The sequence below is a fragment of the Rhodococcoides fascians A44A genome, from assembly GCF_000760735.1.
Classification (GTDB): domain Bacteria; phylum Actinomycetota; class Actinomycetes; order Mycobacteriales; family Mycobacteriaceae; genus Rhodococcoides; species Rhodococcoides fascians_E.
Map to the genome: position 1 here is coordinate 689,109 of NZ_JMEX01000005.1, position 16,081 is coordinate 705,189.

Annotated in this window: 14 protein-coding genes; 1 reads left to right on the forward strand and 13 read right to left on the reverse strand. The window is 65.8% G+C overall.

The features are described 5' to 3' along the window. Positions 1–2 precede the first annotated feature (2 nt). Positions 3–2,351, reverse strand: a complete 2,349-nt coding sequence (locus tag BH95_RS07040; RefSeq protein ID WP_167336899.1) for a Tex family protein — start codon at positions 2,349–2,351, stop codon at positions 3–5. 64 nt (positions 2,352–2,415) lie between these two features. On the opposite strand from BH95_RS07040, the gene BH95_RS07045 reads away from it, so the two are divergent. After that, a complete protein-coding gene (locus BH95_RS07045; RefSeq protein WP_244164844.1) occupies positions 2,416–3,372 on the forward strand; it encodes a serine hydrolase in 957 nt (318 codons plus the stop codon). Positions 3,373–3,380: 8 nt separating this feature from the next. Here the strand turns inward: BH95_RS07045 and trmD are convergent, their stop codons facing one another. The 12 genes from trmD to ftsY form a co-directional block, all read right to left on the reverse strand. Then, positions 3,381–4,082, reverse strand: coding sequence for a tRNA (guanosine(37)-N1)-methyltransferase TrmD (gene trmD / locus BH95_RS07050; RefSeq protein ID WP_020110313.1), 702 nt, complete (start codon positions 4,080–4,082; stop codon positions 3,381–3,383). Continuing rightward, positions 4,082–4,612 carry a ribosome maturation factor RimM gene (gene rimM, locus BH95_RS07055; protein ID WP_019664262.1) on the reverse strand — a complete coding sequence of 177 codons (531 nt, stop codon included), beginning with the start codon at positions 4,610–4,612 and terminating at the stop codon, positions 4,082–4,084. Before rimM ends, trmD begins: the two co-directional genes overlap by 1 nt. 9 nt (positions 4,613–4,621) lie before the next feature. Beyond that, a complete protein-coding gene (locus BH95_RS07060; protein ID WP_003939023.1) occupies positions 4,622–4,864 on the reverse strand; it encodes an RNA-binding protein in 243 nt (80 codons plus the stop codon). Next, on the reverse strand, positions 4,861–5,334 hold the full coding sequence (gene rpsP / locus BH95_RS07065; RefSeq protein WP_019664263.1) for a 30S ribosomal protein S16: 474 nt from the start codon (positions 5,332–5,334) through the stop codon (positions 4,861–4,863). Before rpsP ends, BH95_RS07060 begins: the two co-directional genes overlap by 4 nt. Before the next feature lie 170 nt (positions 5,335–5,504). Continuing rightward, complete coding sequence (locus BH95_RS07070) at positions 5,505–6,344, reverse strand: CPBP family intramembrane glutamic endopeptidase (protein ID WP_020110315.1); 840 nt, start codon at positions 6,342–6,344, stop codon at positions 5,505–5,507. Further along, positions 6,341–7,426, reverse strand: coding sequence for an amidohydrolase family protein (locus tag BH95_RS07075; RefSeq protein WP_020110316.1), 1,086 nt, complete (start codon positions 7,424–7,426; stop codon positions 6,341–6,343). Before BH95_RS07075 ends, BH95_RS07070 begins: the two co-directional genes overlap by 4 nt. A gap of 7 nt (positions 7,427–7,433) precedes the next feature. Next, a complete protein-coding gene (gene ffh / locus BH95_RS07080) occupies positions 7,434–8,990 on the reverse strand; it encodes a signal recognition particle protein (protein ID WP_037111571.1) in 1,557 nt (518 codons plus the stop codon). 122 nt (positions 8,991–9,112) lie between these two features. Next, entirely contained in the window at positions 9,113–9,949 is an 837-nt protein-coding gene (locus BH95_RS07085) for a M23 family metallopeptidase (RefSeq protein ID WP_020110317.1), read from the reverse strand. 199 nt (positions 9,950–10,148) lie between these two features. Further along, positions 10,149–12,716, reverse strand: coding sequence for a [protein-PII] uridylyltransferase (locus BH95_RS07090; RefSeq protein ID WP_037181915.1), 2,568 nt, complete (start codon positions 12,714–12,716; stop codon positions 10,149–10,151). Further along, positions 12,706–13,044, reverse strand: coding sequence for a P-II family nitrogen regulator (locus BH95_RS07095; protein WP_019664269.1), 339 nt, complete (start codon positions 13,042–13,044; stop codon positions 12,706–12,708). The genes BH95_RS07090 and BH95_RS07095 overlap by 11 nt, the downstream gene beginning before the upstream one ends. A 78-nt stretch (positions 13,045–13,122) precedes the next feature. Continuing rightward, on the reverse strand, positions 13,123–14,382 hold the full coding sequence (locus tag BH95_RS07100) for an ammonium transporter (RefSeq protein WP_170947592.1): 1,260 nt from the start codon (positions 14,380–14,382) through the stop codon (positions 13,123–13,125). Positions 14,383–14,653: 271 nt separating this feature from the next. Continuing rightward, the gene (gene ftsY, locus BH95_RS07105; protein WP_037181477.1) at positions 14,654–16,051 is read right to left on the reverse strand and encodes a signal recognition particle-docking protein FtsY; all 1,398 of its coding nucleotides are present in this window, start codon (positions 16,049–16,051) and stop codon (positions 14,654–14,656) included. Positions 16,052–16,081: the final 30 nt, after the last annotated feature.

Sequence of the window (16,081 nt, forward strand, 5' to 3'; positions counted from 1 at the left end):
TGCTACTTACCGAATCCGGCCTTGCGCAGCGCATCGGCCATCGACCCACCGGCAGGCGCGGCGGCCTGCCGTCCACCGCGGTTCTCCCGCCGGGGCTGCTGACGCCGGTCCTGGCCGTCACCACCGCGTGGAGCGCCCGCGCCGCGGGAACCACCACCGCGGGGACCACCGGTGCTGCGCGGCTTGTCCTTCGCGGACGCACCCGGCTCGTCGTCGAGGCGCAGACTCAGCCCGATGCGCTGGCGCGGAATGTCGACCTCCATGACCTTGACCTTCACGACGTCGCCGCTCTTGACGACTTCCCTGGGGTCCTTGACGAAGTTGTGCGACATCGCGGAGACGTGAACGAGCCCGTCCTGGTGCACACCGACGTCGACGAATGCGCCGAACGCCGCGACGTTGGTGACCACGCCCTCCAGAGTCATCCCGGGCCGAAGATCCGCGACCTTCTCGATTCCGGCCGCGAAAGTGGCCGTCTTGAATTCGGGTCGCGGGTCACGGCCGGGCTTCTCGAGTTCGGTGATGATGTCGCTGACGGTCGGGATTCCGAACCGGTCGTCGGCGAAGGTCCGTGGGTCGAGTCCGCGGAGCAGCGACGTGTTGCCGATGACCTCGCGTACGCCGACTCCTGCCGAATCGACGATCTTGCGCACCACGGGGTATGCCTCGGGGTGGACACTCGAACGGTCGAGCGGATCGTCCCCGCCGGAGATACGGAGGAAGCCCGCGCACTGCTCGAATGCCTTGGGGCCCAGGCGCGCAACATCCTTCAGTTTGGATCGACTGGCGAACGGACCGTGTTGATCGCGGTGCGCCACGATACTTTCCGCCAAGGACCCGGCGATGCCGGACACACGGGACAACAGCGGCACCGAAGCCGTGTTGACATCCACACCCACCGCGTTCACCGCGTCTTCGACGACGGCACCGAGCGAGCGCGCGAGAAGGGACTCGGAGATGTCGTGCTGATACTGGCCGACACCGATGGATTTGGGATCGATCTTGACCAGCTCGGCCAGCGGATCCTGGAGACGACGCGCGATCGACACCGCACCGCGGATGGACACGTCGAGCTCGGGAAGCTCGCTCGATGCGTAGGCCGAAGCGGAATAGACCGACGCGCCTGCCTCGGACACGACGATCTTGGTCAGACCTGCCGCCGGGTACTTCGCGATCAGCTCCGCCGCCAACGAATCGGTCTCGCGTGACGCAGTGCCGTTGCCGATGGCGATGAGCTGCACGGAATGTTTGGCCGCCAACGCTGCCAGGGTGGCCAGAGCCTGATCCCACTTGCCCTGCGGCTTGTGCGGATAGATCGTGTCGTAGTCCACGACCTTTCCGGTGGAATCCACGACGGCGACCTTGGTTCCGGTGCGGAACCCCGGGTCGAGCCCCATCGTCGCGCGGTTGCCTGCCGGTGCCGCGAGCAACAGGTCCTTCAGGTTGGAGGCGAACACGTCGACGGCGTCCTTCTCCGCGGACTGACGCAGTCGCATGCGAACGTCGATCGCGAGCGTCACCACGAGCTTGGTTCGCCACGCCCACCGGACGGTGTCGAGCAACCAGCGGTCCGCGAGACGACCACGATCCGCGATGCCGAACTTCGCGGCGATTCGACCTTCGTACACCGTCGGGACGCCGGGGGCCTGCTCCTCCTGCTCGGGTTCGAGGCCGAGCGAGAGCACCTCCTCCTTCTCTCCACGCAGTGCAGCGAGAATGCGGTGCGACGGCAGGGTCGTGAACGGCTCGGAGAATTCGAAGTAATCGGCGAACTTCGCGCCCTCGTCTTCTTTGCCCTTGCGCACCGTGGAGGTCAACTGACCACGGGTCCACATGAGTTCACGAAGCTCACCGACGAGATCGGCGTCCTCGGCGAACCGCTCGACCAGAATGGCCCGCGCACCGTCGAGTTGCTCGGTGTCGAACGACGCAGGATCGGTGTCGGGGTTCGTGATGAGTGCGTCGGCGACCGGTTCGTGGCCGGCTTCGCGAGCGATCTGAGCCTTGGTGCGCCGCTTCGGCTTGAACGGCAGGTAGATGTCTTCGACACGGGCTTTGGTCTCGGCGAGCATCAACGACTGTTCGAGCGCCTCGTCCAGCTTTCCCTGCGAGCGAATGGACTCGATGACTGCGTCACGACGCTCGTCGAGCTCACGCAGGTAGCGTAGGCGCTCTTCGAGTTGCCGCAGTTGCGCGTCGTCGAGCATGCCGGTGACTTCCTTGCGGTACCGGGCGATGAACGGGACCGTCGATCCGCCGTCGAGAAGGTCCACCGCTGCGGCGACCTGATCCTCGCGGACGTCGAGTTCCTCGGCTATGCGCTTGTTCACAGTTTTCAGAGCAATCGTCACGGCGCACGACCCTACAGCTAGTGTGGGACATGTTGTTCGACGGACCAGTGTGGGAGAACTCGAGATGTCCAGGCCGATGCAAGTCCTGGCAGTTTCCTGCGCCGCACTCCTCGCCGCGATAACGGTTCTCTTCTCGGGCTGCAGCGTCCCCGAGGACTCGGCCGTCAGCGGCACCCCGAGCACGAGCGAATCACCATTTCCCGATACCGAGGTCGTCGACGACCTCGACCTCGACTCCCGCATCCCCGAAGCACTCCGTTCCTCCGCCGAACGTGGCGCCGACGTGGACTTCGCGTTGTTGGATCGCGTGACCGGAGATTATTTCGCCGCGGGTGACACCGAACAGATCGAGACGGCGTCGGTGTCGAAGCTCTTCATCGCGGACGACGTACTGAAGGGCGCGGAACTGGCAGGCGTACCGGTCGACGCCGACGACCTGGAGGCGATGACGACGATGCTCGAGTCGTCGGACGACAACGCCGCGAACACCCTCTGGTACAAGTACGGCGCGGGTGACATCGTCACGCGCATCGCGCAGCGATACGGGCTGACCGCAACGGCGCCGCCGTGGGACGGCCAGTGGTGGAACACGACGACGACGGCCGCCGAACTCGTGCGCTACTACTCTGCGGTGCTCGACGGGTCCGGTGGGCTGTCCCCCGCGTCGACCTCGCTCATGATCGGCCTTCTCCGCGAGTCGACTCCCGTGGCCACCGACGGTTATCACCAGCATTTCGGCATCGTGGACGGACTTCCCGGTGAGCCGGTGCACGCCATCAAGCAGGGGTGGATGTGTTGCATCGCGGATCGCTGGCTGCATCTGTCCACCGGCACCGTGGGCGTCGACAACCGATTCGTGGTGGCCATGATCTCGCGGGAAGAGATCCACTACGAGGACGACATGGATCACTACCCCGATACCGCCGTGGTGGACGTGACCGACGACAGCAGCGCTCAGCATGCGCGTGACACACTCACCGGGTTCGTGACGATGTTGTTCCCGGACGGGAAGCTCGACTGACCGGGCTTCTACAGGTCGGACTGCCCGTCCGAATCGGCGAGCAGGTCCGGTCGTCGTTCCCGCGTCCGGGCAAGGGACTGCTCGCGCCGCCACGCCGCGATTCTGGCGTGGTCACCGGAGAGCAGAACGTCGGGGACGTCGTGCCCTCTCCACGTCACCGGTCGCGTGTAGCTCGGCCCTTCCAACAACCCGTCGGAGAACGAATCCTCCTGATGGGATTGTTGGTTTCCGAGTACGCCCGGCATCAGTCTCACGACGGCTTCGCTCATGACGAGCACGGCGGCTTCACCGCCGATGAGCACGTAATCGCCGATGCTCACTTCCTCGACGCGTACACGCGTCGAGGCTTCGTCGAACACCCGTTGGTCGATACCCTCGTAACGTCCGCACGCGAACACCAGATGCTGTTCCCGAGACCATCTTTCGGCTGTGCGCTGCGTGAACGGCACCCCGGCAGGGGTGGGAACGACCAGAAGAGACTCCGGCGTCAGAACGTCGTCGAGCGCATCACCCCACACCGTGGGCTTCATGACCATTCCCGGTCCACCGCCGTACGGAGAATCGTCGACGGCCTTGTGCACGTCGTGGGTCCAGGCGCGCAGATCGTGCACATCGACGGACACGAGACCCTTGTCGATTGCCTTGCCCAGCAACGCTGTTCGAAGCGGCTCCAGATACTCCGGGAAGATGGTCACCACGGAGAGGCGCATCACGGCTCCGGATCCAGCAAACCCTCGGGTGGATCGATCACGACACCGTCGGTCAGTGATACGGACGTGACGATCGCCGCGACGAACGGGACCAGAATCTCGGCGCGGGATCCGTCGGCCGGTGAGATCGACAGCAGCTCTCCCGCGGCGGAGTGGAGCACTTCCTTCACCGTCCCGACCTCGGTGCCGTCGACGTGGCGGACCGACAGGCCTTCCAGTTCGTGGTCGTAGAATTCGTCCGGATCGTCGGACGGGGGCAGGTCGTCCGACTCGACGAAGAACAGGGTGCCGCGAAGGGCATCGGCCGCCGTCCGGTCCGCGATGCCCTTCAAGCGCAGCAGAAGCCGCCCGGAGTGTTCCCGGGCGGCTTCCACTGTGTAGGACATCGTGTCGGTTCGGTTACGTGGTGCACGTCCGCGAAGCTCCGAGCCGACGGCGAAGCGGGCATCGGGATCGTCGGTGCGAACCTCGACGACCAGCTCCCCTTTGACGCCGTGCGACTTCGCCACACGACCGACTACGAGTTCCATCGTCGGTTCTTATTGATCGGTGTCGACGACGTCGACGCGGATTCCGCGTCCGCCGATACCGGAGACGAGCGTGCGCAGCGCGGTGGCCGTGCGGCCGCCGCGTCCGATCACCTTGCCGAGATCGTCGGGATGCACGTGCACCTCGACGGTGCGCCCTCGGCGTCCGGTGATCAGCTCGACGCGTACGTCGTCAGGATTGGCGACGATGCCGCGAACGAGATGTTCGACGGCATCGGCGACAACTGCACTCACTTCTCAGCAGCCTCGGCGGCCGGCGCGTCTGCCGTCTCGGTGGCAGCGGCGTCGTCGGCCTTTGCAGCGTCGTCGGCCTTGGGGGCCTTCTTCTTCTTTGCCGTGGTTGCGTCACCGAGCGGCTCGGCGTCGGCCTGAGCGAGTGCTGCGTTGAACAGGTCCAGCTTGGACGGCTTGGGCTCTGCGACGCGCAGGGTGCCCTCGGCGCCGGGGAGGCCCTTGAACTTCTGCCAGTCACCGGTGATCTTCAGCAGAGCCTCGACGGGCTCGGTCGGCAGAGCACCGACGCCCAGCCAGTACTGTGCGCGCTCGGAGTCGATGTCGATGATGCTGGGGTCCTGCTTGGGCTCGTACTTGCCGATGGTCTCGATCGCACGGCCGTTGCGGCGGGTGCGAGAGTCGGCGATGACGACGCGGTAGTGCGGGGTGCGGATCTTGCCGATACGCATGAGCTTGATCTTGACAGCCATGAAGGTGAAGCCTCTTTCGTTGTGGTCACGGCGCAATTCAGCGGTGCGCACGGACTGCGCACCCGGTTTTGCGTTGATGGGGGTGTTGTGACCGCCGTACGGTACGTAACCGGTGACGGGCGAACAGCGTCTTATTGTGCCAGACGCACCCCGATGTCGGTTAATCGGTGTCAAGCGACGAGCAGAATCGCCAGCGCAGGGAGCGCATTGTTGGTCGAGTGGGCGATCGTCGACGACATCACCGAGCCGGATCTCATGCGTGCGATACCGATGGCCAGGCCTCCCCACACGAGAATCACGAGCCGCCATCCCTCCCGGTGCCAGAGCGCGAACGCAACAGCGGTGACGACGAGAATCACCCACTTGTTTCCCAGCCACGCACCCCGCATCGGGGGTACACGCCGTTCGAGAGCGCCCCAGGCCATGCCGCGAAACATCACCTCCTCACAGAACGGTGCACCGAGCCAGATCCACAGAGCCAGAACGATTTTCCACGTCGGCGACAACACCCCGAGCCCGGCGAGGGGCACCTGGTCCCCCAGGTCCGTCTGCGACAGTACGACCAAGGCCAGCACGATCGCGCCCGCCAACGCTGCAAGACCCCAGATCAGACCCGTTCTGAGTTGGTTGCCGAACTCCGTCGCGGAGGTGGGAAGGCCGAAGTCGACGACGGGCCCGTTGCCGCGCCTCCAGCTGATCGCGAGCGACAACGTCAGGGCAGCCAGGCTCGGAAGCATGATCGCCAACACGTAGACGCCCGGCACGTCGGTGTCGAACACCAGGGGCGCGAGAAGGAAGCCCGCGAGGTTGACGAGCAGTACCGTCGACGCCGCCGGGATTCCCCACCGACCACGCGGCCGTCGGCGCGCGGCGGCCTCCTCGGCTCGCCAGTACGAGGCAGAACCGGAACTGTCGTGGTGCACCGCATTCATCGGTGCCATTCCCGTCCAGCTGGGCTCGCCGGACCGGTCGGGGCCGGTGCGCGGGTCGGGTCCGTAGGGTGATGTCACGCTGGGCGCTTGGTCGGAATTCCGCGCAATACGATCACGTCGGGCGAGGACAGTACATCCGGCCCGGTTCGTGGGTCCTCGGAGTACACGAGCAGATCGGCCGGCGCCCCGTGCTCGAGACCGGCTTGGCCGAGCCAGGTCCGCGCGTTCCAACTGGCAGCGCCGAGTGCGTCGGTGGGAGACATCCCGATACGGGTGAGTGCATGGACCTCGTCGGCGATCCGGCCGTGCCGAATCGATCCGCCTGCGTCGGTGCCCGCGAAGATGGGCACACCCGCGTCGTGCGCGCGACCCACCGTGTCCGCGACGCGAGAATGCAGGTCGCGCATGTGGCGTGCGTACACCGGATACTTCGTCGCGGAATCGGCGATCGACGGGAAGGTCTCGATGTTGACGAGTGTCGGTACCAGTGCGGTCCCGTGCTCGACCATCATGTCCACGGTCTCGTCGGTCAGCCCGGTACCGTGCTCGATGCAGTCGATGCCCGCACCGATCAACCCGGGCAGCGCATCCTCACCGAACACGTGCGCGGTGACGCGTGCACCCTCCTCGTGGGCGGCGTCGATCGCTGCCTTCAAGATCTGTTCGTCCCACAGCGGGCGCAGATCCCCGACACTGCGGTCGATCCAGTCCCCCACGAGCTTGACCCAACCGTCCCCGAATCGGGCTTGCTGACGGACGGCGTCGGGTAACTGCGATTCGTCCTCGATGTCCACCGCCAGACCGGGGATGTACCGCTTCGGCGACGCTATGTGCCGTCCCGCCCGAATGATTCGCGGCAGGTCCTCGTAGTCGTCGAGGACACGCGTGTCCACCGGTGATCCGGCGTCGCGCAACAGCAGAGCCCCCACGTCACGTTCGGTGCGGGCCTGCTCGATCGACCCCGCCAGATCCTCGTGGCCGCCGCCGTACTTGATGCCGACGTGGCAGTGCGCGTCGACCAGCCCGGGAAGGATCCAACCGTCGTCCGCAAGCGTGTCGGCTCCCGCGACGGGCTCCGACGACACCGCGCCGTCGACTATCCAGATCTCGACGAGGCTCTCGGACGGAAGTGCCCGTCCTCGTACCCGATACGCGGCCACGGCCGATCTACTTCTTCGGCAGCTTCAGCTGTGACAGGTCGATGCCTTCGAGTCCCGGAGGAAGCTGGTCGAGCCCTTTGGGCATGGACGACAGGTCCGGCATGCCCGCAGGCATACCTCCGGGCATGCCCGGGAAGCCGCCGCGGATCTTGGGCTGAGTCGGCCCCCGACCGCCCTTCTTGCCTTTCTTGCCCTTCTTGTTCCTGACCTGCTTGCGCGCGCCCGGCATGCCCATCCGGCCTGCCATGGCGGACATCATCTTTCGAGCTTCGAAGAAACGATCGACGAGTTGGTTGACGTCGGAGACCTTCACGCCCGAGCCGTTGGCGATACGCAGACGACGTGACGCGTTGATGATCTTGGGGTCGGTGCGCTCCTGCGGCGTCATGCCGCGAATGATCGCCTGCACTCGATCCAACTGCTTCTCGTCGACGTTGGCCAGTTCTTTCATCTGGCCGGCGCCGGGCAGCATGCCCAGGAGATTGCCGATGGGGCCCATCTTGCGAACGGCCATCATCTGTTCGAGGAAGTCGTCGAGCGTGAGCTGGCCGGAGCCGATCTTGTTGGCCGTGGCCTCGGCCTGCTCGGCGTCGAAATGCTGCTCGGCCTGCTCGATCAGGCTGAGTACGTCACCCATACCGAGGATGCGGCTGGCCATGCGGTCGGGGTGGAAGACGTCGAAGTCCTCGAGCTTCTCACCGGTCGACGCGAACATGATGGGCTCGCCGGTCACCTCGCGGACGCTCAGTGCCGCGCCGCCGCGTGCGTCGCCGTCGAGCTTGGTCAGTACGACACCGGTGAATCCGACGCCGTCCCGGAAGGCCTGCGCGGTGCTGACCGCGTCCTGGCCGACCATCGCGTCGAGGACGAACAGTGTTTCGTCCGGCTGAACCGCGTCGCGAATACCCGCGGCCTGGTTCATCAGTTCGGTGTCGATACCGAGGCGGCCTGCGGTGTCGACGATGACGATGTCGAATTGTTTGGCGCGAGCCTCGGCGACGCCTGCGCGTGCGACCTCGACGGGATCGGCTGCCGAAATGCCTAACGCGTTCTCCCCGCCGCCGATGGACGTTCCCGGGTGGGGCGCGAACACCGTTGCGCCTGCCCGTTCACCGACGATCTGCAGCTGGCTGACCGCGCCCGGGCGCTGGAGGTCACACGCGACGAGCAAGGGTGTGTGCCCCTGGTCCTTCAGCCACCTGGCCAGCTTGCCCGCCAGCGTGGTCTTACCCGATCCCTGAAGACCGGCGAGCATGATCACCGTCGGCGGGGTCTTCGCGAACTGCAGGCGGCGGGTCTCGCCTCCGAGGATCCCGACGAGTTCCTCGTTGACGATCTTGACGACCTGCTGCGCGGGGTTGAGAGCACCCGAGACCTCCGCGCCCTTGGCGCGCGTCTTGATGCGGGTGATGAACTCGCGGACGACGGGCAGAGCCACGTCGGCCTCGAGCAACGCGAGCCGGATCTCACGGGCCGTGGCGTCGATGTCGGCACCGGAGAGCCGCCCCTTGCCCCGCAGGTCCTTGAGGGTTCCGGTCAACCTGTCGGAAAGGGATTCGAACACCGATTGCACTCCTGAGCCGATAGCGAGTATTAGCCGACAGCGGGTCGAGCCTGCCGCCCCGCCACGTACGTCGCACCCAGCCTAGCGCCCGCGGCGCTGAGGCGTGGACAGCGCGTGCTCGGTCAAGCGTTGCGCGCGGTGTCGTTCCACGTCACGGACACTCCCCGCGTGGCCAGCCAGACGGACGGATCGGTCTTGATCCCGGACGCGTCGTGCACCTCGAAGTGAAGGTGCGGGCCGGTGGACTGGCCGCGATTTCCGACCGTCGCGATCTGCTGACCTGCGGCGACCTGCTGCCCTTCGGCGACCTCGTAGGTGTCCACGTGGCCGTAGACCGTCTCGGTCCCGTCGGCGTGCAGCACTTTGACCCACAGACCGAAACCGGACGCAGGTCCCGCGGCCGTCACCACTCCGTCGGCGGCTGCGAGTACCGGCGTGCCGATCGGGGCAGCGATGTCGATCCCGCCGTGGTGCGTACCCCAGCGCTGACCGAACGTGGAGGTCAACACTCCGGACACCGGCTGCACTGCTTTGTCCTTGAGAGGTGCAAGCCCCTGCAGCAGATCCTGCGCCGCGGCACCGACATCGGGAAGACCCAGTGCGGGCAGATCAGAGGTGTCCGGGATCTCGACACCCGGCGGCAACTGGAAGCCCTCCGGAATCAGGTTCTCCGGCAATTGAACTCCGGCGGGCAACTCGAAGCCCGCCGGAAGCAGATTCTGCGGAATCCCGAAGGCTTGACTCGCCGCGGGGGCGTCGGGCAGCGGAGCCGGAGCCGCCGTGGCGGTCCCGGTTCCCAGTTGCGCCGCACCGGCGACGATCGCACCTGTTGCGGCGACGATGGTCGCCGTCTTGATTCCCGAATCCTTCGAATCGTCCTGAGCTCTGTGACGCCCGCGTGGTGTCGTCGAATCTGTCGTGGTCGGAACATAAATGTTCGACCGCCGGTGGGCTCCCACAGTCAGTACCTCATCAGTCGTCGGCGAGGCATGGAAAAACGCCCCGAGCAGGGCTGTTTCGCATGCATTGCGCTCTCGTTCACAAGTTGTTCCTGTGGCGAGAAACGTAACAAAACGATCTCGCCCGCAGACACCGTAACCGAATCTTTATGAAAACTCACAAGCGCAGTCGGAACGGCGCGTCGATCGGTACGCCGGGTCAGGTTCCTTCCGGCTTTTCCGGAGGTTTCGGTGGTTCCGGAGCGGGGACCACCGCGAGCAGCGCTCGCTCGATGTCCTCCCTCGTCGCCCGCGTGTCGGTTCCCGACAGATCGATGCAGAACGCATCGACGACGGACGTACCGAGCGTGGCCACCCGCGCCCATCTCACGTCCGCGCCCAGCTTCTCCAACGCAGTCGCAAGACGGCACAGCAGCCCGAGCCTGTCCTCGGCTCTGAGCTCGAGCACCACCTGCCCCGAGTCCGACCCGTCGAACCACAGCACCCGCGGAGGCGCTTGCGCGTACACGACAGGAACTGCCGAGTCGTCCTCCGGCTCGGTCGACTCCCCGGCCCGATCGTCCAGCGGAATCGGCTGAGCGTCCCGTTCCTTGGCATCGAGCAACGCGATCAGGTCCAGTTCACCCGCCTGGGCACGAATGATCTCCTGACGCAGCAGCCCAGCTTGAGGCGGCGTCCCGAACAGCGGCGCGACGGCGAACGAATTGACCGCCGAACCGTCGTGACTGCCCAGCGACGCCGACAGCACGCGCAACGAGTGCAGCGCGAGCACACCGGCAGCGTCGGACAGCAGACCCGGTGTGTCCGGAGCGACGACGGTCACGACATAGGTGTGCATACCGTCGGTCGGCTGCAGATCGACGTGTACGCCGCCCTTCTCCGCCAGAGCGATGTGCGCGGGATCGAGCGGGTCGGGCGTCGGCAGGCTTTCGCCCGCCATCACCATGCGGCATCGGCGCACGAGTTCCCGGATCAACGACGCCTTCCAGTCACCCCATACTCCGGGCCCGGTCGCGAGGGAATCGGCTTCGGCGAGTGCATGCAGCAGTTCCAGCAGAACCGTGTCCGCACCGAGAGTGTTCACGACGGTCTCCACCGTCGCCGGGTCGTCGAGGTCGCGGCGGGTCGCGGTCTCCGGAAGGAGAAGGTGATAGCGAACCATTGCACTGAGCAATGCGACGTCCGACGGCCACAGCCCCAGCCTGTTTCCGATCTGCGTGGCGAGTTCCGCGCCGACCACACTGTGGTCTCCCCCGCGTCCCTTTCCGATGTCGTGGATCAAAGCGCCGAGCACCAGAAGATCCGGGCGAGCCACCCGTGTCGTCAGAGCACTTGCGTACGCGGCGGTCTCGACGAGGTGCCGATCCACCGTCCAGGTGTGCACGGCGTCGCGGGGCGGAAGATCCCGCACCGCACCCCATTCGGGAATCAACCGACCCCACAACCCTGTTCGGTCAAGCGCCTCGATCGCGGCAATGGCGCGACGTCCGGAACCGAGCAGAACGAGCAAGTCGTTGAACGCTTCCTTCGGCCACGGCTCGCGCAGTTCGGGTGCGCTGTCGGACAATCGATTGAGCGTCGACGCCGACATCGGCATCCCCGTCTGCGCCGACGCGGCGGCCACTCGCGTGATCAGTCCGGGATCCTTCCCCGGACGTGCATCGCGCGCGAGCACCACTTCACTTGCATGCTCGACGACTCCCTCGTCCAGCGGGCGACGGACCGGTGCGCGGCGCAGCCGCGAGAGCCCGCGTCGTGGAAGGGAGTTCCCCGCAGTACGCAAACCCACGTCCACGGAATAGCTGATGGTTCGGGCCGAGTCGCTGAGAACGCGCGCGAGATCGAATCGATCGCCGATACGCAACGCGGCACCGATCTCGTCGGCGTCCTGTGCCCGCAGTTGATCGCGCGCTCGACCGGCGACACGGTGAAGTTCGGTGCGGACATCGAGAAGTCGACCGTGCGCGAAGGCCAGTCCGCCGCCGGGAGACGACGGGCCGAGACCGGGCATACCGTCGGTCAGTTGCGCGATGGCGAGGGCGTCGAGGAGCTGGACGTCGCGGAGCCCGCCCCGGCCACTCTTGAGATCAGGTTCGGCGCGGTGGGCGATTTCACCGCTTCTGGACCACCGCGAGGAGGTCTGGGTGATGAGTTCGTCGAAGCGCGACCGTATTCCGGTACGCCACTCCCTACGTACCCCGCCGATCAGCAAATTGCTCAGTTCCACGTCACCGGCGATGTGACGAGCTTCGAGCATCCCGAGCGCCGCGGTCATGTCCGTCGCGGCGACCTGCAGTGCCTGCGGCACCGTCCGCACGCTGTGGTCGAGCTTGATGTGCGCGTCCCACAACGGATACCAGAGTTTGTCGGCGACCTCGGCGACGATCTCGGGGCTCATGTCGTCGTGCAGCAGAATCAGGTCGAGATCGGAGTACGGAAGCAGTTCGCGCCGCGCGAGGCCACCGACAGCCACGATCGCGAATCCCGAATCGGGTTTGATTCCCAGCTCGGATCCCTTGGTGGTGAGCCAGAACTCGTGTAGATCGACGAGGGCTTGCCGCAGCGAGGGCGCGTCGAGTCGACGGTTGCGTGCCCCGCCGTCGAGCAGCTGTTTCCTGGCGCGCGCGAGGTCGGCGGCCGCGCCGGACCTGTCGTTCGACGCCGAGCCCTTCGGTGTGGAGCCCTTCGAGACCGACGGCCCCGATCCCCCGGCGTGAGCCGAGGAATCGAGGCCGCCTGTCCGAGACCCGTGTGGGTCAGAGCGCATCGGCGCCACGTTCTCCGGTACGCACTCGGATGACCGAGTCGACCGGCGAGACCCATACCTTGCCGTCGCCGATCTTGCCGGTGCGAGCGGCTTCGACGATGACCTCGACGACCTTCTCGACCGCCGCGTCGTCGACGACGACCTCGACGCGCACCTTCGGAACGAAGTCCACGGAGTACTCGGCGCCGCGGTAGACCTCGGTGTGGCCCTTCTGGCGCCCGTATCCCTGAACTTCACTGACCGTCATGCCAAGCACGCCGGCCTGTTCGAGGCCCGTCTTGACGTCCTCCAGCGTGAACGGTTTGACGATTGCCGTGATCAGCTTCATTGTTCTGCTTCCCTTCACAAGCTCTTGATGTGCCCGGTTGCATGCGGAGCGAGAGTTCTCGCTCTTATCTCTACCTTGTCAGGCGAAGTCGTACGCGGTCTCGGCGTGTTCTGCCTCGTCGATTCCGTTGGCTTCTTCCTCGTCGGACACACGCCACCCGAGCGGCTTGAGAGCAAAGGCGATGACCGCGGTGACGATGGCGGTGAAGATGAGTGCGAACAGCGCGATCACGATCTGCACGACGAGCTGCTTGTAGTCACCACCGTAGAACAGGCCGGTCTCGGAACCGAGGAAGCCGATCGCGATGGTGCCCCAGAGGCCGGCGACGAGGTGCACGCCGACGACGTCGAGCGAGTCGTCGTAACCGAACTTGAACTTCAGGCCGACAGCAAGTGCGGAGAGGACACCTGCGATGACGCCGAGGATCATCGAGCCGACAGGCGTGAGTGCTCCCGCGGCGGGGGTGATGGCCACGAGGCCTGCGACGATGCCCGACGCGGCACCGAGGCTGGTGGCGTGTCCGTCGCGGATGCGCTCGGTGATGAGCCAGCCTGCGATGGCGGCCGCGGTGGCGGCAGTGGTGTTGACCCAGGCGAGTCCGGCTGCGCCGTCGGCAGCGAAGGCGGAACCGGCGTTGAAGCCGAACCAACCGAACCACAGGAGTGCCGCACCGAGCATGACGAACGGGAGGTTGTGCGGCCGGAAGGCGATCTTGCCGAAGCCGATGCGCTTGCCGATGATGAGGGCCAGGACGAGGCCTGCGATGCCGGCGTTGATGTGAACGACCGTGCCTCCGGCGAAGTCGATCGGCGCGACCGAGGCGACCAGTCCGCCTTCTCCGTCGTCGGTGGTGCCGAAGATCTTCGCGGCGAGCCCGTCCTCGGAGCCCGAGAGCAGTCCGCCACCCCACACCATGTGTGCGAGCGGGAAGTACGCGAGGGTGACCCAGATACCTGCGAATGCGAGCCACGTTCCGTACTTGACGCGGCCTGCGATGGAGCCGGAGATCAGGGCGACGGTGATGATCGCGAAGGTGACCTGGAATGCAACATCGATGATGTTGGCGTATCCCCACGCTCCGGCGATGAAGTTACCGTCGGCGTCGGTGATGGAATCCTTGAGACCGAAGAACTCGAAGGGGTTGGCGAACAGGCCGCCGATGTCCTCGGTTCCGTACGACATCGACCATCCCCACAGGAAGTAGATGATCGCGACGACGGTCATCGACCCGAACGACATCATCATCATGTTCAGGACGGATTTCTGCTGCGACATTCCGCCGTAGAAGAACGCCAGGCCCGGCGTCATCAGCAGCACCAGTGATGCTGCGATCAGCATCCAAGCGGCGTTGCCGGAGTTGGCCAATACATCCTCGGGACTCACGTACACCCTCCATTTCTCCTGCGCTACCGGTCGGTGCGCCGTCAAGAACAAAGAGTGGTTTTAAGAAGTTTCATCGATGACACTCTGGTGTTTCGCTCATGTGAACGCATGGGCGAAATCTGTTGCCAATACGTTTCGTCCAGGCCATTCGTATTTTTCGCAATCCCGCGCTCACCCGATTTCGGACGGCGTGAGCCCTCACGCGGTCCGAAATCAGGGGGCGGAATCAGCCGAGCAACGCGTCGACGAATGCCTCCGGCTCGAAGGGCGCGAGATCGTCCGCACCCTCGCCGAGACCGACGAGTTTCACGGGCACACCGAGCTCACGTTGCACCTGGAAGACGATGCCGCCCTTCGCCGTACCGTCGAGCTTGGTGAGCGCGACGCCGGTGATGTTCACCACTTCTGCGAACACCCGGGCCTGGGTCAACCCGTTCTGGCCGACGGTGGCGTCGAGCACGAGGAGCACGTCGTCGACCCGCGCGCGCTTCTCGATCACACGCTTCACCTTGCCGAGCTCGTCCATCAACCCGGACTTGGTGTGCAACCGACCCGCCGTGTCGACCACGACGACGTCCACGCCCTGCTCGATACCCTTGGTCACGGCATCGAACGCGACTGCGGCCGGATCAGCGCCTTCCTTGCCCCGCACGACGTCGGCACCGACTCGCTCGGCCCAAGTCTGCAATTGGTCCGCAGCAGCAGCACGGAACGTGTCCGCCGCGCCGAGCAGAACTCGACGACCGTCCGCCACCAGCACGCGCGCAAGCTTGCCCGTCGTGGTCGTCTTACCGGTGCCGTTCACTCCGACCACCAACAGAACCGCAGGAGTTCCTTCGTGTGGCAGGGCCTTGATCGAGCGATCGAGCTCGGGGCGCAGCTGAGACACCAGAGTCTCCTTCAGCAACGCCCGCGCGTCGGCCTCGGTTCTGATGCTCCTCGCTGCCATCTGCTGCCGCAGTGCCGTCATGATTTCCTGCGTCGTGGTCGATCCGAGGTCCGCGATCAGCAGCGTGTCCTCGACCTCTTCCCACGAGTCCTCGTCCAGGTCTCCACCGCCGAGCAGGCCCAACAGGCTCTTGCCCACGGCGGACTGCGACCGTGACAACCGGCCGCGAAGTCGATCGAGCCGCCCGTCGGTGGGCGCGATGTCGTCGAGGACTCGGCCGGCCGGCTCGGGCTCCGGTGTCGGCTGGGGCTCCGGTGCCGGCTCGGTCTCCGGTGCCGGCTCAGGCTCCGGTGTCGGCTGGGTCTCCGGTGCCGGCTCAGGCTCGGGAGTCGGCTCAGGCTCGGGAGTCGGCTCAGGCTCGGGAGTCGGCTCCGGCGTCGGCAGTGGCTCGGGTGACGGCTCGACGACTGGTTCGGGCCTGACGACGGGCTCGGGTCTGACGACGGGCTCGGGTCTGACGACGGGCTCGGGCTCGGCGGTTGCGGTGCCCTGGCTGAAGGAGAATCCACCGCCCGCCCTGTACCCACCGGAACGGTCTTTCTGCTCCTCGATCGTCGGGGTGTCGGACGACTTCAACGAGACACGGCGCCGACGGGACAGCACCAGCCCGGTGACGAGTGCGACGACAAGGACGGCCAGAACGGCCGCGAGGATGATCCACGCTTGGCTACTCACGTGTCCATCTTGTCAGGGCGGCGGGCTCTT